Origin of the sequence: Brevibacterium sp. K72, assembly GCF_050562175.1 — a bacterium.
In the GTDB taxonomy this organism is placed as follows: Bacteria; Actinomycetota; Actinomycetes; order Actinomycetales; family Brevibacteriaceae; genus Brevibacterium; species Brevibacterium casei.
In genome coordinates this window covers 2,031,730-2,056,150 of record NZ_CP191582.1, presented here as the reverse complement: position 1 = coordinate 2,056,150, position 24,421 = coordinate 2,031,730, and the positions used below count along the sequence as shown (strand labels likewise).

Genomic DNA, 24,421 nt, shown 5'->3' with positions numbered 1-24,421 from the left:
GAGGTTCGGTGACAACGGTTCAGTGCCCGGAGACCGGCGCCGAGGCGATCGCGGCGTGGTCGCGGGCGGCGGCGAGCATCCGCTCACGGGTGGCGATCTTCACCCGTTCACGGCCCTCGAGCGCTCCGGCGGCCCGTTCGGCGGCATCGAGGCGGTGGTAGCCCTGCCAGTCGACGAACTCGACGCCCTTGGACTCCAGCAGTTCGACGATCGAGTCCTCGGCGGGAGCGACCGGCTCGGCCAGCACACCGGCGGCGCGGTCGGCGAGGATGTGAGTGATCGTCTCGAGGGCATCGCCCTTCGTGTGACCGATCAGGCCGACCGGGCCCCGCTTGATCCACCCGGTGCTGTAGACGCCGGCAACGACATCGGACTCGGCCGCCTCGCTCTGATCCACGGCGTCGACGACGCGACCCTCATGGTTCGGGATCACCCCGCGGCGGGGATCGAAGGGCAGCTGCGGCAGTGCTGAGCCGGCATAGCCGACGGCGCGGTAGACCGCCTGCACCGGCCAATCCACGAACTCGCCCGTACCCCGGACGTTGCCCGTCCCGTCGAGCTCCTGACGCTCCGTGCGCAGACCTTCGACCTGCCCATCGCCGAGGATCTCGGTCGGGGCATGGAGGAAATGCAGATGCAGCCGCCTGCTCGCTCCGGTCGGTTCACGCAGCGTGAAATCGGTCAGCGTCTTCGCGACCTGCTTGACCTGATTCGATGACTCGATCGCCTCCATCGACCCCTCATCGAACTCGAAGTCCTCCGGATAGACGATGATGTCGACATCCGGCACATGCCCGAGCTCCCGCAGCTCGAGCGGGGTGAACTTCGCCTGCGCCGGCCCCCTGCGACCGAAGACATGGACGTCGGTGACCTTCGAGGACTTCAGACCCTCATACACATGATCCGGGATCTCCGTGACATGCATGTCATCGGCCTGCTTGGCAAGCACGCGAGCGACGTCGAGTGCGACGTTGCCGTTGCCGATGACCGCGACCTGCTCAGCCTCGAGCGGCCAGTCCTGGCTCACATCGGGGTGCGCGTCGTACCAGTTGACGAAGTCCGCGGCACCGTAGGAACCGGGGAGGTCGACGCCGGGGATGTCCAGCGAGGCATCGACGAAGCAGCCGGTGGAGAAGATCACGGCATCGTAGCGATCGGTGAGCTCGTCCAGGGTGATGTCGACTCCGTAGTCGACGTTGGAGAACATCCGGATGTCTCCCCGGTCGAGGACCTTGATCAGGGCGTTGATGATGCCCTTGATCCTGGGGTGATCCGGAGCCACCCCGTACCGGACCAGACCGAACGGGGTCGGGAGTCGCTCGAAGAGATCGATGCTGACCTCGAAATCACGCTCAGCCTTCGTCAACAGATCAGCCGCATAGATCCCAGCGGGACCGGCACCGACTATAGCCACACGGAAAGGACGGGTCATTCTCACACCTCTCTAGACAATCGAGGTCAATTCTATCGCCGATGTAGGTATCCCTAACACAGACGTGACGAAACTCGCACCGGCCCGTCAGTCCCAATGAGCGCTCTGCGTCCCGCGTGGCAGACCACTCCCACAGTTTGCTGGGAGAACCCTAGACTCTCCTTGTGAACACTGTTGCCGCCCCTGACGAGAGCGCGTTCCGTCGCCTCGGCCTCATCTACGGAACGTCCGCCTACCTGCTCTGGGGTCTCCTCCCCCTGCTCTTCGCCGCGGCGGCACCGACCGGCGCTCTCGAACTCGTCGCGCACCGCGTGATCTGGGCGCTCGTGTTCTGCACGATCCTCCTCGTATTCGCCCGCGGCTTCGCGCGCACCTGGCAGGTCGTGCGGTCAGGTCGGACGTTCTGGCTGCTCGCCCTGGCGGCCGTGCTCATCGCAATCAACTGGACGACGTTCATCTACGGCATCGACACCGGCCACCTCGTCGAGATCTCCCTCGGCTACTACCTCAACCCGCTCATCTCGATCGGCCTCGGCGTCGTCTTCCTGGGTGAGCGGCTGCGGCCCCTGCAGTGGGCTGCCGTGGGCTTCGGTCTCGTCGCCGTCATCGTCGTCGGCCTCGGACTCGGCCGCTTCCCCTACCTCGCGTTCTCCGTGGCGCTCTCGTTCGGGTTCTACGGGCTGGTGAAGAACAAGGTCGGCGCGAAGGTCGGGGCGCTCGAGGGGATGACGGTCGAGACCGCGATCCTCGCGGTGCCCAGCCTCGCCTGGCTGGCTTGGCTGGGCTCGCAGGGGGCGCAGACGTTCACCGGGTTCGGACCGCTCCACGTCATCATCGTCCTCGCGACTGGACCGGTGACGGCCATTCCGCTCATCCTCTTCGGCGCTGCCGCCAGGCGGATCCCCCTGTCGTGGATCGGGATGCTCCAGTACATCGCCCCGACGCTCCAGTTCATCATCGGCGTCACCGTCCTCGGCGAGGCGATGTCGACGACCCGGTGGATCGGGTTCCTCATCATCTGGATCGCCGTCATCCTCCTGTGCACGGACATGGTCCGCCACAGCCGAAGGCCGCTGACGTCGGAGTGATCAGCGCGAGCGCGAGACCACGGAATCGGCGAACTCGAACAGGGACTCCTTGACGATGCCCTCCGGCAGCGGCGCGAGAGCCTCCTTCGCCGATTCCGCCCAGCGCACCGCCTCGGCGCGGGCGGCCTCGGTGACCGGATGCGCGGCCAGCGCGGCCCGTGCCTCTTCGAGGGCGGCATCCGAGCTGAGATCGGCGTCGAGGAGTTCGGCGACCCGAGCCGCCTCGGCGTCCCCATCGGCAGCTGCGGCACGGACGTAGAGCACGGGCAGAGTGGGCACGCGTTCGCGCAGGTCGGTGCCCGGGGTCTTCCCGGACTGGCTGCCCGTCGTCGTGAGGTCGATGATGTCATCGGCGAGCTGGAAGGCCACACCGACGCGCTCACCGAAGATCCGCACGGGATCGACGAGCGCCGGATCGGCGCCGGAGAACATCGCCCCGAACTGCGCAGAGGCGGCGATGAGCGACCCCGTCTTGTCGGCAAGGACGTCGATGTAGTGCCCGATCGGATCCTCATCGGGAGTGGGCCCGGCGAACTCGGCGAGCTGGCCGAGGACGAGGCGCTCGAACGTCTCCGACTCGATCTTCACAGCCTCCGGACCGAGGCCCGCGGTGACGAGCGAGGCCTTCGAGAAGAGGAGGTCCCCGGTGAGGATGGCCACGGAGTTGCCCCACACCTCATGAGCGGCGGGTGCGCCCCGGCGCACGGGAGCGTCGTCCATGACGTCGTCGTGGTAGAGGGAGGCGAGGTGGATGAGCTCGACGGCGACCGCTGCCTCGATGACCTCGTCGCAGTGAGGTTCGCCGAGGCGGGCGGTGAGCAGCACGAGGTTCGGACGGGCCCGTTTCCCGCCGGCGGCGAGCAGGTGCTTCGACGCGGTGTCGGGAAGCTTCCTGGTCTGATCCGTGACCTCGTAGAGGCGGCGTTCGACGGTTTCGAGCTGAGTCGAGATGTCGGCCGCGAGCTGGGCGTCGGCGCCGATGAACGTCACCGGGGAGGCTAGGTGGCTCATGTCCTCGTCATTCATAGTCACTGGGTCAGGCATTGCTCGTGGCCGGGACGATCCGGGTGAGTCCTGCGATCACCCGATCGATGAGATCGGCCTCGGACATCGTGGGGTCGCGGTAGAGGTTCGCCAGCAGTCGGACGACGAACTCCATCACAACATCAACACCCATACCGTACTTGATTCCGAAGTGCATCAGTGACGGGTGGCCGATGATCGCAGAGAATACTCGGCCCAGGGTGAAGTAACGCCCGAGCGAATCCCCGACGAGCGCAGGGTATTCGGCGAGCCTCTCCCGCATGATCGACTCCGGATACCGGGCGTAGGTGGAGATCACCTCGGCGGCCAGGCGAGCGGACTCGAGGGCGTAGTCGATGCCCTCACCGTTGAACGGGTTGACCATGCCCCCGGAGTCGCCGATGAGGAGGAGGCCGCGATGGAAGTGCGGGGTGCGGTTGAACGCCATCGGCAGTGCCGCGGACTTGATCGGACCGATCTCCGTCGACGCGTCGATCCCCCACTCCTCGCCCATGTCGGCGATCCACTCCCGCATCACGGCCCGCAGGTCGACGGAGCCGAACTGGGGTGAGGAGTCGAGGAGGCCGGCGCCGATGTTGATCGTCCCGTCGCCCATGGGGAAGAGCCAGCCGTAGCCGGGCAGGACCTCGGACTCGCCTGCCGGGTTCGTCGAGCGCATCTCGACCCAGCTCTCGATGTACTCGTCGGCATGCCTCGGCGAGGAATGGTAGGCGCGCACGGCCACCCCCATCGGGCGGTCGTCGCGCTTCTCCAGACCCATGGCCACGGCGAGACGGGAGGAGACGCCATCGGCGGCGACGACGATTGGGGCGCGGAAGTGCGCGTCGGGGCCGACCCGGCGGCCCCGGTGGTCGGTGCCGGTGGCGTGGACTCCGCGGACCCAGCCGTCCTCGCCGATGTCGGGACTCAGCGCTTTGACCTGTTCGAAGAGTCTGGCCCCGCTGCGCTGCGCATGCCGGGCGAAGGCTTCGTCCATGCCCATCCGGGGTCGGGTCAGACCATAGTTCGGGGTGCCGTCGATGTCGGGCCAGTCGATCTCGAGGCGGTGGCCGCCGCCGATGAGGCGCAGGCCCCGATTGCGATGCCAGCCCTCGGATTCGGGAGTCTCGAGACCGAGGTACCCGACCTCCTTGACCGCGCGCGGGGTGAGGGCGTCGCCGCAGATCTTGTCGCGCGGGAAACCGGACTTCTCGAGGATGACGACGTCATGGCCGGCCTGGGCGAGGTACGCTCCGAGCGCCGATCCGGCGGGACCGGCCCCGACGATGACGACGTCGGCGTCGAACTCGTTCACGGCTTGAGCGCGTGGTGGACCGCGACGATGCCGCCGGAGAGGTTCCGGTACTTCACCTGGTCGAATCCGGCGTCCCGGATCTGGACGGCGAACGCGTCCTGGTCGGGCCATGCGCGGATCGACTCGGCGAGGTAGACGTAGGCCTCGGGGTTCGAGGACACGGCGGTCGCGACGGCGGGCAGGGCCCGCATGAGGTACTCCTTGTACACAACGCTGAAGGGCGCAAACGTCGGCGTCGAGAACTCGCAGACGACGAGGCGGCCCCCGGGCTTGAGGACCCGGCGCATCTCGTCAAGGGCACGGTCGACGTCGTGGACGTTGCGGATGCCGAAGGAGATCGTCACGACGTCGAAGGTCTCGTCATCGAAGGGCAGATCGAGGGCGTCGGCATAGACGAAGTCGATCTTCGGGTGCCGGCGGCGGCCCTCGGCGAGCATGCCCTCGGAGATGTCACCGGCGACTACCTCGGCGCCGTGATGGGTGAACGCCATCGACGACGTGCCGGTGCCTGCGGCGAGGTCGAGGACCTTCTCTCCGGGGCCGGCGGCCACGGCATAGGCGACGGTGCGACGCCAGGACCGCGCCTGCCCGAGGGAGAGGATGTCGTTGGTGAGGTCGTATCGGGAGGCGACATCGTCGAACATCGAGGCGACGTCAGCAGGCTGCTTGTCCAGCTGGGCACGGTTCATGGCCTCATTGTCTCAACACGATGCGGCTGCGGGCGAATCCGCGGTCACACTCGGCCGTGTGCGACTCGACACAGCCGACGACGGGGCCGGCGGACAGGGCGGGGACCCCCAGGGTCCCCTGATGCCGCCTCGGTTAGAGTGAGCGTGACATGACTACGACGCTCTCCTCCTCCGACATCACCGCGGACACCCCCCGGCTCACCGTCCGCTCCCGCTTCGTCGACGACGTCGACCCCGGTCCCGGATTCCCCTTCGAATCCGGACTGCCCACCACCGTCGAGCAGACGCTGGCGCTGCTGCCCACCTCGGCGTTCTCCTGCTGGGTCCGCGACACCTCGGGGCTCATCGGATTCGGACGGACCCTGCGCATCCGCGCCCGCGGCCGGAACCGGTTCACCGAGCTCTCGGACGCGTGGAAGGCGATCACCGCGGCCGCCGTCATCGAAGACGAGGTCGACCACCTCGGGTCGGGGCTGATGTGCTTCGCGACCGTCACCTACTCCCAGGACTCCGAGGTCGACTCCCTCCTCCACATCCCCGAATTCGTCCTCGGCCGCCGAGGCGGTCGCGTGTGGATGACGACGATCGCCGCGGAGGGCGCGACCCCGGTTCCCCCGGTGCTCAGGGAGGAGGCGCTGCGTCCCGTCACCTCGGCGAGCGAGTCCCCCGGTGACCTCGACGAGGACACGTGGGCGGACCTTGTGGCCACCGTCTCGGCGATGCTCACCCCCGTCGGCTCCCCCGCCGAGGTGGATCCCGCCTCCGATGATGCGACCCTGCGCAAGGTCGTCCTCGCCCGCGACGAGGTCGTCACCACGGATGACGAGATCGACGTCCGGTCGGTCCTCGGCGCGCTCAACCGCAGCTACCCGAGCTGCTGGACCTTCGATATCGCCGGTCTCATCGGTGCGACCCCCGAACTGCTCATCGGCGTCGAGCACGGGCGGGTGACCTCACGCGTGCTCGCGGGCACGTACCGGGTGGAGGAGGATCCGACCGCGGAGATGGCGCAGGCCCGCAAGCTGCTCAGCGCGCACAAGGACAGCACCGAGCACGCGTTCGCGATCGCCTCCCTCCAGCGCAGCCTCGGGTCTGTGGCCGCCGACGTCTCCGTCGACGACCGCCCCCACCTCCTGCCCTTGGCCAACGTCATCCACTCCGCCTCCGACGCGACCGGCCACCTGCCCGAGGACTCCGGCCTCAACGCCCTCGACGTCGCCGCCGCCGTCCACCCGACGGCCGCGGTCGGCGGGTACCCGCAGGCGAGCGCCGTGGCCCTCGTCGACGAGCTCGAACCCCTCGACCGGGGCCGCTACTCGGGTCCCGTGGGCTGGATGGACGACCGCGGCAACGGTCAGTTCGGCATCGCCCTGCGGTGCGGACAGCTCGAGGACCGCAACCGGATCCGACTCTTCGCCGGTGCCGGGATCATGCCCGATTCCGATCCCGTCGCCGAGGTGGCCGAGACCGAGGCGAAGTTCGCCCCCATGCGGAGGGCGCTCGGTCTCATCTGAGGCCTCAGTCGCCCCTGAGGTCTCCATCACCGGAAGTCGTCGGCGTGTTCACGCGCCCATTCGCCGAAGCTGAGAGCCGGCCGGTCGGTGAGTCGCCCGACCTCGTCGGTGATCGGCTCGGGGTCGGAGATGAAGCCCTCCCATGCGTCGAGCATCATGTCCGGCAGGCCGAACTCCGCTGCCGCCTGGTCCCGGCTGAGCTCCTCCCAGCGCAGGTCTCTGCCGGTCGCGGCACCGATCGCGTGGATCTGAGCCTCCTGCGAGATGAGCTCGGGACCCGTGATGACGATGTCCTCTCGTGCGTGCCCATCGTGGAGGAGGGCGACAACGGCGACGGCTGCGATATCTGACTCGTGGATGAGGGGACGAGCCATCCGACCTAAGGGCCACCGCACGACATCCCCTTCCGCAAGTTGCGGGATCCACTGCCTCGCGTTCGCAGCGAACCCCGTCGGTCGCAGCATCGTCCACTCGCCCACGCGGTCGGCGACCGCGTCCTCGACGACCGACCAGAAATTGCGTCGATCCTTCTCCACCCCCTGCGATGAGAGGTAGACGACGCGGGGCACTGAATTCCCGAGGATCTCCGCGATCGGAGCGACCTTCCGCCGTGCGTCCTCCTCGGCATCGAAGAACGGCCAGATGAGGAAGACGGCGTCGATATCATCGACGGCACGGGCAAGGGAGTCGGGATCGGTGAGGTCTACGGCTGCAGGTTCGATGTGCCTGCCCTTCTCCACAAGCTCCGGGCGCCGGGTGGCCGCCCGCACGTCCGCACCGGCGGCTGCGAGCTGTGCGCACACCTGTCCACCGACGTTGCCTGCGGCACCGATGACAAGCACTCTGGTCTTCTCATTCGCATTCATGACTCCATGCCTATGCCTTCAACCGCGGTTGAAGGCAAACGTGAGCCGTGTCACCATGACGGTGTGGACTGGCATGAGAGCGGGTTGAGCGTCGGGCAGCTGGCGCAGCGGATGGAGATCGCGCCGTCGGCTGTGCGCTGGTACGACGACCACGGTCTCCTGCCCAGCGAGAGGACGACTGAGAACCACCGTCGGTTCTTCGCCGATGCGTGCTGTCGGATAGCGATGATCCGCGCCTCGCAGAAGGTCGGTCTCAGCGTCGCCGAGATCCGCGAGGCGCTCAAGGCGCTCCCTCCCGGCCAGGTGCCGACGCGCCAGGATTGGGAGCGTCTGGCCGAGCGCCTTCGTTCGGTCCTCGACCAGCGGATCGACGAGCTCTTCGGACTGCTGACGGAGTTGGCACCCGAGGATGCTGACCCCGTCTGATCCACGGTGTGCTCAACCGAGGCGGACTTCGATGATGCGCCTGGTCACGTCGGCCGGGCCGAGAGTTCCGGATAGGGCCTCCTCGAAGGCCGGCAGGTCGTTCACCTGAGTGTGCTCCCACCCGTAGGCGGCGGCGAGGTCGCCGAATCCCCTGCCGTGGGGCACGGTGAAGTACCGCTCGAGGTAGGGGGCGACGTGCGGCTGGGAATGCTCGAGCCCGGAGAAGATCGCCCCGCCGTCGTCGTTGAGCACGACGATCGTCACCGCACCCGACTCCTCCGCGCTGGGGGTGAGCAGGCCGCCGACGTCGTGGAGCATCGCGACGTCCCCGATGAGGAGGACGACGGGCTCCCCGAGTCCGAGGGAGAGCCCGGTCGCGGTTGAGACGAGACCGTCGATGCCGGCCAGACCGCGCGAGGCGTGGACGCGGGCGCGGACGTCGACGGCCTCACTGAGGTAGCGGATGGTGTTCGAGCTCGCGGCGAAGAGGGTGATGTCCTGTGCGGCGAGGTGTTCGGTGATCGCGCGTGCGGTCTGCGCGGACTGCGCGTCCCGGACGGCCCCGACGGCGGCGTTGCCCGCCTCGACCCAGTCGCGCACCCAAGCACCGCCGTCGCGCTGCTCGCCGGTGACGGTGAGGGGGTGCGCATCGATGTCGTCGGGGACGCGCTTGACGGACACCGAGGTGTCGGCGAGCAGCGCCGCCACCGGCCTTGTCAGGGTCGGTTTGCCGTGGACGATGACGGTGCGGATCGCGCCTGCCAGCTCCGGGTGGTCGGTGAGCACCCGGGCATGGGCGGGGACGAAGGTCGCCGAGTCCTGGGCGCCGAACGCGAGCGGACTCGAGGGTTCGGCGAGCACAGGAAGCGAGTGCTCTTCGGCGAGCGCCCGCAGCGTATCGGCTGCGTGCCCGCCGGCGTCACCGGCGACGATGACGGTGCCCTCGGTGAGGGTGACATCGACGGTCGGGTTCCCGGCCGACGGGTCCGCCGGCGGCAGGGCGTCCGCGCGCGCGACGCTTGAGTCCCCGTGTCCGGGATCAGCACCGGCGAACTCTGCGATCTCGGAGGTCCACGCCTCGAGTTCGTCGGCGGTGGGCACGAGCGGGGTGTCGAACTGGACGTTGAGCTGGACGGGACCCGGCAGGGACGGTGTGGACCCACCCTCTGCGGTGCCCATCGATCGGGCGACCGCCTCGGCGACGGCATCCTCCACATCATCGGTGGTGACCGCGTCACCGGCGGGGACGTCGAACCGGGCGCGGACGTCGCTGAGGACGTGGGCCTGATCGTCGATCGTCTGGTTCGCCCCGGTCCCGCGCAGGCGGGCGGGACGGTCGGCGGTGAGCGCGATGAGCGGCAGATGACCGTAGGCGGCTTCGAGCACGGCCGGGTGGAGGTTCGCAACCGCCGAACCCGAGGTCGTCACGAGTGCGACCGGGGACTCGCTGCCGCGCACCCGCAGACCGCGGGCGAGACCGAGGGCGAGGAACCCGGCATCACGCTCATCGAGGCGGATGTGCGTGCGGATCACCCCCGCCTCGGCGAGGGGGGCGAGCGCGTAGACGAGGGGCGCCGACCGCGATCCGGGCGCGAGGACGACCTCCCTGACTCCGGAGGCGACCAGACTGCGGGCGATCTGCTGCGCCACTGCGGAAGAATTCGACATCACCCGATATTCAACCACTTGCCCACCTGAGGTTCACATTGGCCCACTACGCTCGACCTATGCGCCGATCGATCCTCATCGCGGTTGGAGCACGCGCCGTCCGATCCCTCACGGCAGCCCGCTCGTACCGCGGCCGCTTCCCTGCCCGTGACCAGAACAGCGCATTCCTCGGCCCCGAACCGCGGGGCAAGGACGCACGCAAGTGGCATATCCGCGACAAACGCAAGCTCTCGCCGAGGCTGAGGGAGTTCTTCCTCTACTCCCCCGCCCTCGGCCGCACCGTCGGGGTCCGCGTCCTCCTGCCCGGGATCCCCGCCGAGGTCAGCCCCGTCATCCACCTCTTCCACGGCGGCGGGGACGACTTCCGGTCGTGGACGGACTTCGGGGGCGCCGAAGAGCTCACCGCCGACTCCCCCTACCTCGTCGTCATGCCCGACGGGGGCGCCGGGACGTATTCGCGGGTCGCGGTCGGCAGCGAGGTCCACGACTGGCCGACCTTCCACACCAAGGAGATCCCCGAGTTCCTCGCCAAGACCTATTCGGTCGAGACCGACCGACACTCCCAGCTGCTCGCGGGGCTGTCGATGGGCGGGTACGGGGCGATGAAGTACGCGGCCTGGCATCCCGACCGCTACGGCGCGGCAGCGGCCTTCTCCTCCCCGCTCGACCCACTCTCCGCGGTTCCCGCCTTCGACATCATCGCGATGCGCGAGGGCGCCCGGTCGATGACGCTCTTCGGCGACCGGGAGGCCGACCGCAGCGAATGGATCGCGAACTCGCCGTACGGTCTCGCCGAGAATCTCCGCGACATCGACCTGTGGTTCTCCGCAGGCTCCGGCAGCCTCGAGGAGTCGAAGGACCGCGACCTCCTCGAGACCATGGTCAACCAGCAGGGCGAACGGTTCTCCGCCCGGCTCAACGCGCTCGGGATCCGCCACTCGTGGTTCCCGCGGACGACGGGCCTGCACAACTGGACGAGCTGGCAGCGGGAGCTCGGGGCGTGGCTGACGACACTCGAGAGGCACCGCAACTACGAGAGTTCGCGACCGTCCCGGCGCCGGGAGGACTCCCGCATCGCCGACGGCGGCGAATTCTCCTACCTCACCGGCCATGCGCTCTTCGACATCCATGGCTGGCGGGTCGAGATCTCCCGGCGGCGAGCGCAGATCATCCGCTTCGGGTCCGTGAGCGCCGCCGGCTTCTCCCTCACCGGGACCGGAAGCTTCCGCGTGCGCACCCCCGGCCTGTTCCAGCCGGGCGGGAAGTACGACATCACCGTGACCGGTCCCACCGGGGTCAACGAGTACCCCCAGCGGGCCGACAAGAAGGGGCGGCTGACGTTCACCGGGCGGCTCGCCGCAGCCATGCACGACCCCATCATCCCTGGTCGGCGCACACAGCACTTCACGACGCTCGGTCAGGAGGAGGTGACGACCGTGCGCATCGCCTCCGCGGAGGAACCGGAGACGCCGATCCGAGAGGAGCACGACCACACGACAGGGCACCCTGCAGAGGGTGTGTCGGATGTGCACGACGATGTGCCCGAATCGGCACACCCGCGCGGAACGGACCCGTCAGCACTCGATTACAGTTGATCCCAGCCGCCACCCAGCGGACTACCAGGCACCCGCCTGAAAGCCGGGCGTGACGCCCCGCCGCTCCCCCGCTCCAGCCGCACCTGACGGCTGTACCCAGACTCGAGAGGTCGACCAATGAAACGCCTTCTGCCCGCCATCACCCTCACCGCCGTCCTCGCCCTGGCCGGATGCACCGGCGGCGGCTCCTCGGACTCCGCCGACTCCGGCCAGGACTCCGGCTCGCAGCCTGCAGCCGAGGAGACCCAGGCCGCGAAGCAGCTCGACGAGGCAGCCCTGACGAACATCATCGAGACCACCGATTTCGACGACAAGACGTTCAAGCCCGTCGACACTGGCGCTGTGACCGGTGGAGAGGCCGCGAAGGCCCTCGAGCAGGCGGAGTTTGAGCCCGCCGAGTGCAAGGACCTCGCGATGGCCGGCCTCAACGCCGCGCAGACGAGTGGGGCAACCACTGTCGCAGGCGTCGCTTCCGACAACTCGATGGGCCTTGGCTTCTCGAGCTTCCCCGACGAACAGGCCACAACCGAGCAGTTCTCGACCTTCGGACAGATGGCTGAGACCTGTGGCGATGTGACGATGACGATGCAGGGCATGGAGATGCAGATGACTGTCGAAACCTTTGACGCAGCTGTGCCGGGCGCTGACGAATCACTCGGAATCAACATGTCAATGGGCGGCGGGGGGCAGCAGATGCCGAGTACGGACACCGTCTACGCGCGTACCGGGAACACTTTGGTCTCTGCCGCCAACATGGCACCCGGCGGCGACCAGGAAGACGCCGTCAAGCTCGCCGAAACTGCTGTTGAGGCTGTCAAGAACGCAGGTTGATCCAGTAGACGCCCCGATCCCAGCCGCGAGAACGCCGAACAGGATCGGGGCGTCTGCGGTGCTTTCAGGGCAAATGACAAGCAGAATGCAGCGCCTTCGCAGTTCGTCCACCGAGCGATCGATCGCGGTCCTCCTTCACCATGACTCGATCGCACGTCAACGAGACGATTCGTCGCTGGACCTCACTCAGAAGTGCCAATCCTGGTTCCGGGACGAGGATCGGCCCGATACCGGTGCAGTAGATCCACGATCTCGCGCGGCGCAAGCACATCGTCGACGCACTTCGAAGCGGGCAAACTTAGTTCCACCAAACTAGACGGCTCGGGAAACTGGGACTCGGAGTTCAACAGAACCCGCACTTGGGTCAAATATGCACTGACCTGGTCGTCCGCGCACCAAGAAAAGCCGACATAATCATCGGAAACAGCCAACGGGTCGAATCCCCAGGTCTGAAGACGCCTCGACCTTTCGTCTTCAAATTGCCTATCCGCTTTGAATCTACGGATCCGACGATGTCTCACGTAGAACAAGAAGCCCACTGACGCCACTAAGCACAGTGATGGAATCGTAAACATCAAGACGAACACAATAAGGTTCAACGGTGTGGGTGGTGTCATAGCGTCGAAGCAACACTCCCGGTCGGCGGGGGTCTGATCGGTGGAGTGTGCAGATGGCGCGGGTGGGGTTGTCGTTCAGCGACAGGTCGGAGATCTCGGCGGCCTCGAAAGCGGGCTGGTCGGTGCGGAGGATCGCCCGTCACCTGGGGCGTTGCCCGTCGGTGATCTCGCGGGAGCTTCACCGGAACTCGACGAAGACCCGCGGCTACCAGGCCGTGACCGCAGACGTCAGAGCGCAGCGTCGGCGAGCTCGCCCGCAGCAGCGGAAGGTCGCGGGGGATCCGGTGCTGCAGGCGAGGGTGGACGCCGACCTGGCCGCGTCCTGGACGCCGAACGAGATAGCGGGCCGGTTGCGTCTGGAGGCGACAGACCCGACCGTTGAACGCATGGCGAACTCTCCTGACGCACGCGGCCGAACCGTCTCCGGTGAGGCTATCTACCAGTACATCTACGCAATCCCGAAGGGTGAGCTCGCCCGCAAGGGCATCTTCCTGCAGTCCAAGCGGACCAAGCGCCGACCACGTACGACCGGGCGGACGCGCGGTGGCCCAATCGTAGGTATGGTCCCGATCGCGGAGCGAGGTGAGGACGCCGCCCAGCGTCGGGTGCCGGGGCACTGGGAGGGTGACCTGATCATCGGGAAGAACGGCACCTCGTGCGCGGCGACGCTGGTGGAGCGGATGAGCGGGTTCACCGGGCTGCTGGCCCTGCCCTCGAAACACGCCGAGCCAACCGCTGACGCGGTCATCGAGTTTTTCAACGACCTGCCCGAGATGATGAAGGCATCGTTGGCGTGGGACCAGGGCAGCGAGATGGCCCAGCACGCGAAGGTCTCCCTGGCCACGGCGATGCCGGTCTACTTCGCCGATCCCCACTCGCCCTGGCAGAGGCCCAGCAACGAGAACACGAACCGGCTCTACCGGGAGTATCTGCCCAAGGGCACGGTGATCCCCGATCACCAGCCCTACCTCACCACCATCGCCGAGGAGATCAACAATCGACCCCGCCGCCGACTGGGCTATCTCACGCCCACCGAGGCATTCGCTCGACTGCTCGCCGGCGAGCCCCATGTTGCTTCGACGCCTTGACATCGCCGTGCCCTGCGACCAGCCATTGTCTGCGGAGACCTGAGCGAACGCGTAGACAGAAATCCAGACCGACAAGAAGGCAAGTAGCGCAAAGACTATCGCAACCAGCAGCAACGGAAGCTGGCGAAGCAACCAGCTTCGGCGCTTGAATCGCTGAAGCTCCTCCAGAGGAATCTCATTAACGGTCCGCGCGACTGCCGACATCCAGGCAGTGCGCCATGCTTCCTCTCTGGATTGAAAGACCTGCAGCAACTGCCGGGCCTTGTGGCTCCACGCCGTATATTCGCGACCTTCCGGAGTCTGACGCCACATTGACAGCTGGTATCTCTGGTCGGTTACGGCTCTTTCGCGCCCCAGATTCAACTGTTCGGTCTGGATAGCTACCTGCCGAGCCGAGTTCACTGCGATGGCAACATTTGCCGCTGCACTGACCTTACCGATCCGGTTGATTTCCTCGAATTGCTCGACGTTCTTCTTGGACATCTCCTCGATGTTCCTCATGGCCTTGAAAAATTCATTTGCCAAATGATATACGTCCTCCCGTCGATTATATATTCAGAAGCCATGCAAACTTGCGACTTAAACCACAAACTGGAATACGCGTTATTCGCACTTGGCGATATCTTTCTCGATTTCCTCTTGAGGCGTCTTGAATTTTTCAATTGCGACGAATTCGTTTTTGCCGAATGAAGTAAAGAAATCGAGAGATTCCTTGTCGGTCTCGTGGCTCATCGCAGTTGAGGGTGTAGTCGGGGTCTGAATCCGCCGGCCTCGAGTAGAGATCGGGCGATGTAGTGGGTGAGGTTGCGGAAGCCGAGGGCGGAGCCGCGGAGGTGTTCGAGTCGGCCGTTGATGGCCTCTGTCGGCCCGTTCGAGGTCCCGGGCCGGTCGAAGAAGGCGAGCACGTCTGCGGCGCGCTGCTTCAGCGTCCGGCCGAGTGTGCGGATCTCGACCAGCGCGTCTGGGACGCCGCTGGCGACCGACTCGATGACCGCTCGCATCCTCTGCTTGCCCGTGGTCTTGTTGGGCTCGCGGTAGGCGGCGACCATCCGCTGGTAGATGCCCCAGGTCGCTTCGACCTGGACGTGCTCGTCTGCCGCGAATACCGTGTCCAGCCGGGCGCGCTGGGTGTCGGTGAGCAGGTCCGCGCCGGTCTGCAGGGTCCGCCGCGCCCGGTAGAGCGGGTCCCCGGCCCGGCCCCGGTGCCCGAGGGTGTGCTGCTGGACGCGCTGCCGGCACCGGTCCAGTCCCTCACCTGCCAGACGGATGACGTGGAACGGATCCATGACCGGTACTGCGGTGGGTAGCTCTTCGGCGGCAGCGGTCTTGAACCCGGTGAACCCGTCCATCGCGACGACCTCCACCCCGTCCCGCCACGCCCGAGGACGATCGGCCAGCCACTGCTTGAACACGGCCTTCGACCGGCCCGCGACCATGTCCAGCAGCCGCGCGGGCCCGGACTTGTTCCGGGCCGGGGTGAGGTCGATGATCACGGTCACGTACTTGTCGCCGTGGCGCGTGTGACGCCACACGTGCTCATCGACCCCGATGGTGGTGACCCCGGCGAACCGGGCCGGATCGTCGATCAGCACCCGCTTGCCCTCGGCGATGACCGCCTCGTTGGCGGTATGCCAGGACACTCCCAGCCCGGCAGCGACGCGGCTGACGGTGAGGTGGTCCACGACCACACCGGTCAGCGCCCAGCCCACCCCGCCACGGGTGATCTTCGCCCGCGGCGCCGCGGCCTTCGACGTGTCCTGCCGCCACGTCCGACGGCAGGTAACACACCGGTACCGGCGGACCCGGACCATCAAGGTCGTGGGCCGGTGCCCGAACGGCTCGTGCGCCAACCGGCGGATCACCGTGTCTCGGGGCACGCCCTCGGCCCCGCACTCCCTGCACCACGGGTCCGGCTCCAGGACCCGGCACTGGATCACCGCACGATCAGGCTCAACCCGCTGTCCGACGGCCTCGAGGCCGAGCTCGTCGAGACGGCAGAACGTGGTCAGGTCAGGGCGAACGAAGGTAGCGTGATCCATGTCGAGGTCCTCAGGATGGGCAGTGTCAGAACTTCCATCCTCGGAGGGCCTCGACCCCTATCCAGCGACCGACGCGCCCAACCCGACTACACTCTCAGCTGCGAAGAGCCGGTCTCGTCTGCAGGTAAAGGGACGAACGGCTTGCCCTTGACTGCGACACAAATGTCCGCGTTTGATGCATGTGCGTAAACTTGCCAAGCATAATCGCCTGACGTCGCCGCGGCGATGTCAAGGCGTCGAAGCAACATGGGGCTCGCCGGCGAGCAGTCGAGCGAATGCCTCGGTGGGCGTGAGATAGCCCAGTCGGCGGCGGGGTCGATTGTTGATCTCCTCGGCGATGGTGGTGAGGTAGGGCTGGTGATCGGGGATCACCGTGCCCTTGGGCAGATACTCCCGGTAGAGCCGGTTCGTGTTCTCGTTGCTGGGCCTCTGCCAGGGCGAGTGGGGATCGGCGAAGTAGACCGGCATCGCCGTGGCCAGGGAGACCTTCGCGTGCTGGGCCATCTCGCTGCCCTGGTCCCACGCCAACGATGCCTTCATCATCTCGGGCAGGTCGTTGAAAAACTCGATGACCGCGTCAGCGGTTGGCTCGGCGTGTTTCGAGGGCAGGGCCAGCAGCCCGGTGAACCCGCTCATCCGCTCCACCAGCGTCGCCGCGCACGAGGTGCCGTTCTTCCCGATGATCAGGTCACCCTCCCAGTGCCCCGGCACCCGACGCTGGGCGGCGTCCTCACCTCGCTCCGCGATCGGGACCATACCTACGATTGGGCCACCGCGCGTCCGCCCGGTCGTACGTGGTCGGCGCTTGGTCCGCTTGGACTGCAGGAAGATGCCCTTGCGGGCGAGCTCACCCTTCGGGATTGCGTAGATGTACTGGTAGATAGCCTCACCGGAGACGGTTCGGCCGCGTGCGTCAGGAGAGTTCGCCATGCGTTCAACGGTCGGGTCTGTCGCCTCCAGACGCAACCGGCCCGCTATCTCGTTCGGCGTCCAGGACGCGGCCAGGTCGGCGTCCACCCTCGCCTGCAGCACCGGATCCCCCGCGACCTTCCGCTGCTGCGGGCGAGCTCGCCGAGGCTGCGCTCTGACGTCTGCGGTCACGGCCTGGTAGCCGCGGGTCTTCGTCGAGTTCCGGTGAAGCTCCCGCGAGATCACCGACGGGCAACGCCCCAGGTGACGGGCGATCCTCCGCACCGACCAGCCCGCTTTCGAGGCCGCCGAGATCTCCGACCTGTCGCTGAACGACAACCCCACCCGCGCCATCTGCACACTCCACCGATCAGACCCCCGCCGACCGGGAGTGTTGCTTCGACGCTATGACACCACCCGCATACTCCGGGTCAACCGTACTCAAGGCGATCCAACTGGAGATCCCGATCAATGTCCGGGCACCATCATCGATGTTTACCCAATGAGCAGTTCGGGTGAAAAGCGTGACAGTCACACCCGTTCCATCCGCGACCGGTTCAACTTTGGCATCCCACGCATAGCTCATTCGGCTGTCTTCAACAACATCCAGAGAGCTATCGAGAGGCTGAACGTACGGCATGGTCCAGAACTTCTCGGACTCGTCCTTTCTATCCAGTTCCACCTGGTCGGTCATGGATTCACCGAGTTTTCCAGGTGCTCCTGCAGCAAGATCTTTCACCTGCTGTTCCATCTCAGCACTCGAAGAAGCGCGATCCGCACGAAGTTGGGATTTCGCAAGCTCGATGACGTCCTGACTGACGAGCTCGACCTGATCCCCGCTGAAGAGCCCCATGTCCTTGTTGAACGGCTCAATCTCGACATCGGACAAACGGGACCACTGCGCAATCTTGTCTTGCACCGCCTGCGGCACTGCCTCCGCAGATTGCGTTGGTGACTCTTGCCCGCTGGGTTCCGCATCACCGGCCACGCAGGCGGACAGCGTCAATACAACAAGTGCAATTGCTCCAATTACAGATTTCGACATATACGTACCTCAGTTGCAACTCAAGACTCACGCGATTTCCGCAGTACAGACCTAGTTTTGCCGATCCATTGCCTACGCAATTGACCCTGCTGTCCACCGTTGTCAAATCGTTATTATGAGTCGATCTCGGTTGCGGAGAAGAAGAGTTCAACCACCCTTTCGACGGTCGGCTCCTTGAACTGTGTTGGCCCCATTGGCCAACTTCACCCTCACCCATGATTCACTAGGCGCCGTCAACGAATACTGGGGTCTCGGGCCGTCAAGAACGCCGGCTGAGTTCAGCCCTCACTCGGTGGGCGAGCGCAGGACGTCCCAGCACGCCTGAGCCCGCCGCAGCCACCACTCCGATCGCCCCGGACCCGCATCCAGTGCCCTCAGGCGCTGCGGGTCCGGGGCGATCCGCGTCACGGGGATCCGACCGTCCGTGGGCACGAGGCCATCGGCGACGACATCCTCGGCGAAGAGACGAGCCGTGCCGAGACCGCACGCGGGCATCTCACCGAGGACCTCCCTGCTCGCCGCGGTGACCGGCAGGCTCGCGGCCAGCTGCGCACCGGCGGCCAGACCCACGGAGGATTCGAGCGCCGAGGACACCACCGCCGGCAGCCCACTCTCCGCGACGATCCTCCGGGCCGCAGCCACCCCACCCAGCGGTTGGACCTTGACGATGACGACCTCGGCGGCACCGAGCCCGGCCACCCGCAGGGGGTCCTCGGCCTTACGGATCGACTCGTCGGCGGCCAGGCGCACCGGCAGGCCCCGGGCGGCCAACTCCTCCCGCAGCCGCGCGAGGTCCTCGACCCCGGGCACGGGCTGTTCGAAGTACTGGAGACCGAACCCGGCGAAGGCCTCGGCGGCGTCGAGCGCCTCGGCGAGGGTGTACTTCGCGTTCGCATCGAGGCGCAGCTCGACGTCGGGGCGGAGTCGGCGCAGCTCGCGCAGGCGGGCGAGGTCCTCCGGCAGGGAGGCGATCCCGTTCTCCGCGACCTTCGCCTTGACCGTGCCCACCGCACCGAAGCGGGCGAGGATCGACTCGACCTCGGCGACGGGACGGGCGGGAAGGGTCGCGTTGACAGGGACGGACGTACGGGCGGTGGGACGGCCGGGTTCGGTCGAGGCCGGAGTCGGGGCCGTCGAGGTGGAACCCGGGCGCGCCTGCCCCGGGAGGGGGCGGTCCTGCCCTGACTCCGGTGGGAGGAGACCCGCGAACTCGAGTGCCGCCTGCAGCCACCGGGAGGACTCGAGGGGCCCGTACTCGAGGAACGGGGAGAACTCCGCCCAGCCTGCGGGGCCTTCGAGGAGCATGACCTCACGCTCGGTGATGCCCCGGAACCGCGTGATCATGGGCAGCCGGAGGACGTGGACGCGGGGCAGGAGGTCGGCGATGGAGGCGGGGAGATCCCGGGCGGTGGCGGTCATGGGGCCACCCTACCCATAGGGTGCGGGACCGCCCCATAGGACCCGTGACCGGCATGCACACCCTGACCTCGGCGCCACCTCGGCGCGCGTTAGGCTGGGGACCATGACCGTCTCCGAGATCTTCGATCCGACCCGCTGGCGCGAGGTCGCAGGCTTCGACTTCACCGACATCACCTACCACCGGGCGATCGACGCCGACGGTGACGACGTCGGTGCCGTGCGCATCGCCTTCGACCGTCCCGAGGTCCGCAACGCCTTCCGCCCGCACACCGTCGACGAGCTCTACCGCGCTCTCGACCACGCCCGCCAGACCTCCGACGTCGGGGCGGTGCTGCTCACCGGCAACGGACCGAGTGAAAAGGACGGCGGGTGGGCGTTCTGCTCCGGCGGTGACCAGCGCATCCGCGGCCGCTCCGGCTACCAGTACGCTTCGGGCGAGACCCGCGAGAGCGTCGATCCGGCACGGGCCGGTCGCCTCCACATCCTCGAGGTCCAGCGCCTCATCCGCACGATGCCCAAGGTCGTCATCGCCGTCGTCCCCGGCTGGGCGGCCGGCGGCGGACACAGCCTCCACGTCGTCTGCGATATGACGATCGCCTCGCGGCAGCACGCGAAGTTCAAGCAGACCGACGCCGATGTCGGCTCCTACGACGCCGGGTACGGCTCGGCGTACCTGGCGAAGATGGTCGGCCAGAAGAAGGCGCGCGAGATCTTCTTCCTCGGCCGCACGTACTCCGCGCAGGAGATGGCCGACATGGGCGCCGTCAACGAAGTCGTCGACCACGCCGAGCTCGAAGACGCGGCCCTGACGATGGCCGAAGAGATCCTCGGCAAGTCCCCGAACGCCCAGCGCATGCTCAAGTTCGCCTTCAACCTCGTCGACGACGGCCTCATGGGCCAGCAGGTCTTCGCCGGGGAGGCGACCCGACTCGGCTACATGACCGACGAGGCCGTCGAAGGCCGTGACGCATTCCTCGAGAAGCGCGACCCCGACTGGTCGCCGTACCCCTGGTACTACTGAGCCCGTGGCAGAGCTGACCCCAGCACAGCTGCCGGAGGCGATCGACCGGGCCCTTGCCGGGGAGTCGATCCTCCTCCTGCCGACCTCCCGGACCGGGTCCATCGCCGAGGCGGACCCCGCCCTCTGGCGCGGAGACGGACCCTCCCCCGCCCTCATCCTCCACACCTCGGGGTCGACGGGGGCAGCGAAGGCCGTCGCCCTCTCGTCCGAGGCCCTGACCACCTCGGCGCGGGCGACGGAGCGCTTCCTCTCCGGTCCCGGCCGCTGGTACCTCACCCTGCCGGTCAACCACATCGCGGGCTTCCAGGTCGAAATGCGCGCGCGCCTGGCCGGGGAGGACCCGGTCCGCTCGACCGCCGCCTCGTTCACCGCAGCGAACTTCGCCGAGGACGTCCGGGCGCTCGTCGCCCGCGGAGGCGAGCGCCCGCGGTACACCTCCCTCGTCCCCACGCAGCTGCACCGGATCCTCGCCGACCCCGCGGCCACCTCGGCGGCTGCGGACTTCACGGCGATCCTCCTCGGCGGATCCGCGATCTCCCCCGCCCTGCTCGAAGGAGCGGAAGCGGCGGGGCTGAAGATCGTGCGGACCTACGGGATGTCGGAGACCGCGGGCGGGTGCGTCTACGACGGCCGACCCTTCGACGGCGTGGAGGTGAGCATCACCGAGGCCGGCACGATCGACCTCACCGGACCCGTCGTCGCCGACGCCTACGTCGCCATCGCCGGGGACGGTGCCCTCACCCCGATCGACTCCCCGGCCCTCGTGGGCACGGGTGCGGGGAGGACGATCCGCACCTCCGACCTCGGGCGGATCGATAACGGGGTGCTCAGCGTCCTCGGCCGCGTCGATGACGTCATCGTCTCCGGCGGGGAGAACGTCTCCCCGCACGCCCTCGAATCCGCCCTCCTGCCGGCCTGGCAGGGCCACGGCATCGCCGAGGTGCTCGTCACCTCCGTGCCCGATGCGGAGTGGGGCCAGCGGATCGTCGCCCTCGTCCGCCTCGGCGAGGCAGCCTCGGAGGCGGTGCGGGCACGATCGGGATCCCCCACCGGACTCGGTGAGGTGCTGCGCGGCCTCGTCCCCCCGGACACGGCGGGAATGCTTCCGCGGGAGGTCCTCGTCGTCGATGAGATCCCCGTCCGTTCGATCGGCAAACCCGACCGCAGACAGGCCGCCGAGGTGGCCCGGGCACGGCTGCAGATGCTCACCGAACCGTGACCGATCGATGACCGGAGGGAAATTCCCGATCAAGTGAACTCTCGGTAATATGAGACGGTTCAACCAACCCGGAGGAAGGTGTCCGACCCCTATGGCAACTGCCGCGCAGTGGATCTCCGGCGCGCGACTGCGGACGCTGCCGCTCGCACTCGCCCCCGTGCTCATCGGCACCGGAGCGGCGATCGGAGCGGTCGGGGGCTTCACGTCGTTCATCATCGGCGACTACACGAACGACGGGCACGAGCACTCGTTCTCGGGGATCGTCTTCAAGGGCTTCCTCGCCCTCCTCGTCTCCCTGTTCCTCCAGATCGGCTCGAACTACGCCAACGACTACTCCGACGGCGTCCGCGGCACCGACGATGTGCGTGTGGGACCTGTGCGGCTGACGGCGACCGGTCTCGCCGAGCCGTCAGCGGTCAAGCGCGCGGCGTTCATCTGCTTCGGCATCGCCGGTCTCGTCGGAATCGCGCTCGTCCTCATCTCGCAGGCGTGGTGGTTCCTCCTCGTCGGGGCCGCGGCTGTGGCCGCCGCGTGGTTCTACACCGGCGGGACGCGGCCCTACGGGTACCTCGGACTGGGCGAGGTGTTCGTCTTCATCTTCTTCGGTCTCGTCGCCACCCTCGGCACGATGTGGATGCAGGTGGGAGCCCTGACCCTGAGCGGGTGGACAGGGGCCGTCTCGATCGGGCTGCTCGCCTCGGCGGTGCTCATGGTCAACAATCTTCGCGACATCCCCACCGACACCGAGGCGGGGAAGATCACTCTCGCCGTCCGCCTCGGCGACCATCGCGCGCGCATCGCCTACGCGATGCTCGTCCTCACACCCTTCGCGCTCTTGGCTCTCGCCATCCTCGACGGGCACCCTGCTGTGGCGCTTGCGGTGCTTGCTCTCGTGCCCGCGCTCTCAACGCTGAAGACCGTGCTCAGCGGGACGACCGGCGAAGGGCTCATTCCGACGATCAAGTCGACTGGGCTCACGGCACTGTGCTTCGCGGCGCTCATGGCGCTCGGTCTCGCGCTCTAGTCGATCTCTGCGGCGGGAAGCCGCGGACGGCATTCGTGCTCAGCGACTGAGTGCCGAGCTCGGCGGCGGAGCTGTGGGAGTCTCAGGCTCCCGATTCGGGCTTCTTGGCTTCTGACTTCGTCTCAGTCGCTGCGGCCTCGTCGGCGGCGTTCTCATCGACGAGGCTGTCCTCGAACGACTCATCGGCGCCCTTGCGCTTCTTGGACTTCCTGCGGTTGGCGAGCCGGTGCTCGATGTCGCCGGCGACCTTCGCCCGCATCCCACCAAGCGCGAGGTAGCTGATGAGTGCGCCGATGAGGATCGCCGCGACGGCCATGACGAGAGTGAACCCGAGGAAGGGTTGGAGAAGCAGCCCGACGGCGACGATGATGCCGAGCCGGGCGAGGGTGTAGATCCAGAAGCTGCGCATTGCACCCATTCTAGTCGGGTCAGCCTGCGTGGACTCTCAGAACCGCGCGCGGCCGTCCGGGGTGCAGCCGTGCACCGGTGATCGGGCAATGCGTCCTGTCGAAACTCATCACCCCCTGACTGAGCGGGTCTTCAGGTTGGTCGACTATCCTTGATCCATGGCTCGAGTACTCATTGCCGGGATAGTCCTAGCGGCAGCGATCACACTGTACGGACTCTTCGACTGTCTGCTGCGCGATCGGAGTCTCGTCCGAGTCCTGCCCAAGCCCGTCTGGGCGCTCATCATCCTCATCATCCCGATCATCGGCTTCGTCCTCTGGTACGTGTTCGGGCGCGGTTCCGAGGCCAGGCCCGACCCCTCGCCGAGGCGCAGCGGACCCACCGCCCCCGACGACGACGAGGACTACCTCCGCCAGGTCGACCGCGAGGTCAAGCTCGGCAAGCATCGCCCCCGTGACGACGAGCCGACCGACTCCGAGACCCCTCCCGGGGACACCCTCGATCCCGAGGACCGTCCCGACGACCCGGACTCCGAGGACGAGCACGGCTCAGAAGGCTCCAAGGGAGAGGGCCGCGGCCACACGGGCTGAGGCCGGCGTCAGTCGCGGGTGCCGACCTGTCCTGGGTTGCCATCACCTTGAGCGCCGAGCACCCTATGGAGATGTGCGAGCAGACGTCGGAGTGACGCAGCCAGATCATCACGCTCATGCTGTGGGAGACCCGCAAGCAGCCCTTCCTCGTGGCGCAGGACGGCCTCGACCAATTCGTCACTGACCCGCCGCCCGCGGTCGGTCAGCTCGACTTCCGCGACTTTCCTTCCAGGCGCGGTCACACGGCGCACGTACCCTTGCGCCTCTGCACGATCGACCCTCTGCGTGATCGCCCCCTTGGTGATGAGCGATGCTCTCGCCAGCTCACCCGTCGACATCCGATACGGCTGTCCTCCGCGCCGCAGTGTCGACAGCAGATCAAGCGTGGCCGGATCGGCATCGTGTCGCCTCAGCAGTCGATTCCGGTCATCTCCGAGCAGTTTCGACGCATGCCAGATCCGCGTCACGATGCCGATCGAGTCGCCCGGCAGGTCGGGGCGTTCGCGTGCCCAAGCACCGGTGATCGAATCAGCAGCGTCGCCGGGGTTGTCAGAGCTCATGTCTTCAGCCTACCGTGTTTAGATCTAAACGTTTA

General features: G+C 67.2%; 22 protein-coding genes. 10 read left to right on the top strand and 12 right to left on the bottom strand.

Annotated elements, in window-relative coordinates:
- Positions 1-19 precede the first annotated feature (19 nt).
- On the bottom strand, positions 20-1,432 hold the full coding sequence (locus ACQ1RG_RS09085; RefSeq protein ID WP_430600055.1) for an FAD-dependent oxidoreductase: 1,413 nt from the start codon (positions 1,430-1,432) through the stop codon (positions 20-22).
- 164 nt (positions 1,433-1,596) lie between these two features.
- On the opposite strand from ACQ1RG_RS09085, the gene rarD reads away from it, so the two are divergent.
- On the top strand, positions 1,597-2,520 hold the full coding sequence (gene rarD, locus ACQ1RG_RS09080; RefSeq protein ID WP_009379055.1) for an EamA family transporter RarD: 924 nt from the start codon (positions 1,597-1,599) through the stop codon (positions 2,518-2,520).
- On the opposite strand, the gene ACQ1RG_RS09075 is transcribed toward rarD, so the two are convergent.
- Genes ACQ1RG_RS09075 through ACQ1RG_RS09065 form a run of 3 tightly spaced genes read right to left on the bottom strand, consistent with a single transcriptional unit; the run spans position 2,521 to position 5,547 of the window.
- Positions 2,521-3,531, bottom strand: coding sequence for a polyprenyl synthetase family protein (locus ACQ1RG_RS09075; protein WP_040342007.1), 1,011 nt, complete (start codon positions 3,529-3,531; stop codon positions 2,521-2,523). It lies immediately after the preceding gene.
- 25 nt (positions 3,532-3,556) lie between these two features.
- Positions 3,557-4,858 (bottom strand): geranylgeranyl reductase family protein, encoded by a 1,302-nt coding sequence (locus ACQ1RG_RS09070; protein ID WP_009379053.1) that lies wholly within the window; start codon positions 4,856-4,858, stop codon positions 3,557-3,559.
- Positions 4,855-5,547 (bottom strand): demethylmenaquinone methyltransferase, encoded by a 693-nt coding sequence (locus ACQ1RG_RS09065; RefSeq protein WP_009379052.1) that lies wholly within the window; start codon positions 5,545-5,547, stop codon positions 4,855-4,857. The genes ACQ1RG_RS09070 and ACQ1RG_RS09065 overlap by 4 nt, the downstream gene beginning before the upstream one ends.
- Positions 5,548-5,696: 149 nt before the next feature.
- On the opposite strand from ACQ1RG_RS09065, the gene ACQ1RG_RS09060 reads away from it, so the two are divergent.
- Positions 5,697-7,061 carry an isochorismate synthase gene (locus tag ACQ1RG_RS09060; RefSeq protein WP_095376751.1) on the top strand — a complete coding sequence of 455 codons (1,365 nt, stop codon included), beginning with the start codon at positions 5,697-5,699 and terminating at the stop codon, positions 7,059-7,061.
- Positions 7,062-7,087: 26 nt separating this feature from the next.
- Here ACQ1RG_RS09060 and ACQ1RG_RS09055 read toward each other — a convergent pair whose 3' ends face one another.
- Positions 7,088-7,927, bottom strand: coding sequence for an SDR family oxidoreductase (locus ACQ1RG_RS09055; RefSeq protein WP_119296360.1), 840 nt, complete (start codon positions 7,925-7,927; stop codon positions 7,088-7,090).
- Positions 7,928-7,990: 63 nt separating this feature from the next.
- Here ACQ1RG_RS09055 and ACQ1RG_RS09050 point away from each other — a divergent pair, with 63 nt between their 5' ends.
- A complete protein-coding gene (locus ACQ1RG_RS09050; protein ID WP_162909039.1) occupies positions 7,991-8,353 on the top strand; it encodes a MerR family transcriptional regulator in 363 nt (120 codons plus the stop codon).
- Between the two features lie 12 nt (positions 8,354-8,365).
- Here ACQ1RG_RS09050 and menD read toward each other — a convergent pair whose 3' ends face one another.
- Entirely contained in the window at positions 8,366-10,021 is a 1,656-nt protein-coding gene (menD, locus tag ACQ1RG_RS09045; RefSeq protein WP_238614637.1) for a 2-succinyl-5-enolpyruvyl-6-hydroxy-3-cyclohexene-1-carboxylic-acid synthase, read from the bottom strand.
- Positions 10,022-10,080: 59 nt separating this feature from the next.
- On the opposite strand from menD, the gene ACQ1RG_RS09040 reads away from it, so the two are divergent.
- The 3 genes from ACQ1RG_RS09040 (at position 10,081) to ACQ1RG_RS09030 (ending at position 14,152) form a co-directional block, all read left to right on the top strand.
- Positions 10,081-11,616 (top strand): alpha/beta hydrolase, encoded by a 1,536-nt coding sequence (locus ACQ1RG_RS09040; RefSeq protein ID WP_009379044.1) that lies wholly within the window; start codon positions 10,081-10,083, stop codon positions 11,614-11,616.
- A gap of 117 nt (positions 11,617-11,733) precedes the next feature.
- Positions 11,734-12,447, top strand: a complete 714-nt coding sequence (locus ACQ1RG_RS09035) for a hypothetical protein (protein WP_009379041.1) — start codon at positions 11,734-11,736, stop codon at positions 12,445-12,447.
- Between the two features lie 670 nt (positions 12,448-13,117).
- Positions 13,118-14,152 (top strand): IS30 family transposase, encoded by a 1,035-nt coding sequence (locus ACQ1RG_RS09030; protein WP_009381402.1) that lies wholly within the window; start codon positions 13,118-13,120, stop codon positions 14,150-14,152.
- A 728-nt stretch (positions 14,153-14,880) separates the two neighbouring features.
- Here the strand turns inward: ACQ1RG_RS09030 and ACQ1RG_RS09025 are convergent.
- From ACQ1RG_RS09025 to ACQ1RG_RS09010, 4 genes are all read right to left on the bottom strand, one after another.
- Complete coding sequence (locus ACQ1RG_RS09025; protein WP_036316278.1) at positions 14,881-16,191, bottom strand: ISL3 family transposase; 1,311 nt, start codon at positions 16,189-16,191, stop codon at positions 14,881-14,883.
- A 228-nt stretch (positions 16,192-16,419) separates the two neighbouring features.
- Positions 16,420-17,454: an IS30 family transposase gene (locus ACQ1RG_RS09020; RefSeq protein ID WP_430600054.1), complete on the bottom strand. Its 1,035-nt coding sequence runs from the start codon at positions 17,452-17,454 to the stop codon at positions 16,420-16,422.
- Positions 17,455-17,470: 16 nt separating this feature from the next.
- Entirely contained in the window at positions 17,471-18,145 is a 675-nt protein-coding gene (locus ACQ1RG_RS09015; RefSeq protein WP_430600053.1) for a hypothetical protein, read from the bottom strand.
- A gap of 285 nt (positions 18,146-18,430) precedes the next feature.
- Positions 18,431-19,564 (bottom strand): o-succinylbenzoate synthase, encoded by a 1,134-nt coding sequence (locus ACQ1RG_RS09010; protein ID WP_095376754.1) that lies wholly within the window; start codon positions 19,562-19,564, stop codon positions 18,431-18,433.
- A 103-nt stretch (positions 19,565-19,667) separates the two neighbouring features.
- Between ACQ1RG_RS09010 and ACQ1RG_RS09005 the strand changes: the two genes are divergently transcribed.
- The 3 genes from ACQ1RG_RS09005 (at position 19,668) to ACQ1RG_RS08995 (ending at position 22,828) form a co-directional block, all read left to right on the top strand.
- Positions 19,668-20,585, top strand: a complete 918-nt coding sequence (locus tag ACQ1RG_RS09005; protein ID WP_095376755.1) for a 1,4-dihydroxy-2-naphthoyl-CoA synthase — start codon at positions 19,668-19,670, stop codon at positions 20,583-20,585.
- Positions 20,586-20,589: 4 nt separating this feature from the next.
- Positions 20,590-21,804, top strand: coding sequence for an AMP-binding protein (locus ACQ1RG_RS09000; RefSeq protein ID WP_063249228.1), 1,215 nt, complete (start codon positions 20,590-20,592; stop codon positions 21,802-21,804).
- A gap of 91 nt (positions 21,805-21,895) precedes the next feature.
- Positions 21,896-22,828 (top strand): 1,4-dihydroxy-2-naphthoate polyprenyltransferase, encoded by a 933-nt coding sequence (locus ACQ1RG_RS08995; protein WP_119296364.1) that lies wholly within the window; start codon positions 21,896-21,898, stop codon positions 22,826-22,828.
- Between the two features lie 82 nt (positions 22,829-22,910).
- Here the strand turns inward: ACQ1RG_RS08995 and ACQ1RG_RS08990 are convergent, their stop codons facing one another.
- Positions 22,911-23,237 carry a DUF4229 domain-containing protein gene (locus ACQ1RG_RS08990; RefSeq protein WP_009380541.1) on the bottom strand — a complete coding sequence of 109 codons (327 nt, stop codon included), beginning with the start codon at positions 23,235-23,237 and terminating at the stop codon, positions 22,911-22,913.
- A gap of 157 nt (positions 23,238-23,394) precedes the next feature.
- On the opposite strand from ACQ1RG_RS08990, the gene ACQ1RG_RS08985 reads away from it, so the two are divergent.
- Complete coding sequence (locus ACQ1RG_RS08985; RefSeq protein WP_009380543.1) at positions 23,395-23,826, top strand: PLDc N-terminal domain-containing protein; 432 nt, start codon at positions 23,395-23,397, stop codon at positions 23,824-23,826.
- Positions 23,827-23,834: 8 nt separating this feature from the next.
- Here ACQ1RG_RS08985 and ACQ1RG_RS08980 read toward each other — a convergent pair whose 3' ends face one another.
- Complete coding sequence (locus tag ACQ1RG_RS08980; protein WP_040342412.1) at positions 23,835-24,386, bottom strand: MarR family winged helix-turn-helix transcriptional regulator; 552 nt, start codon at positions 24,384-24,386, stop codon at positions 23,835-23,837.
- Positions 24,387-24,421 lie beyond the last annotated feature (35 nt).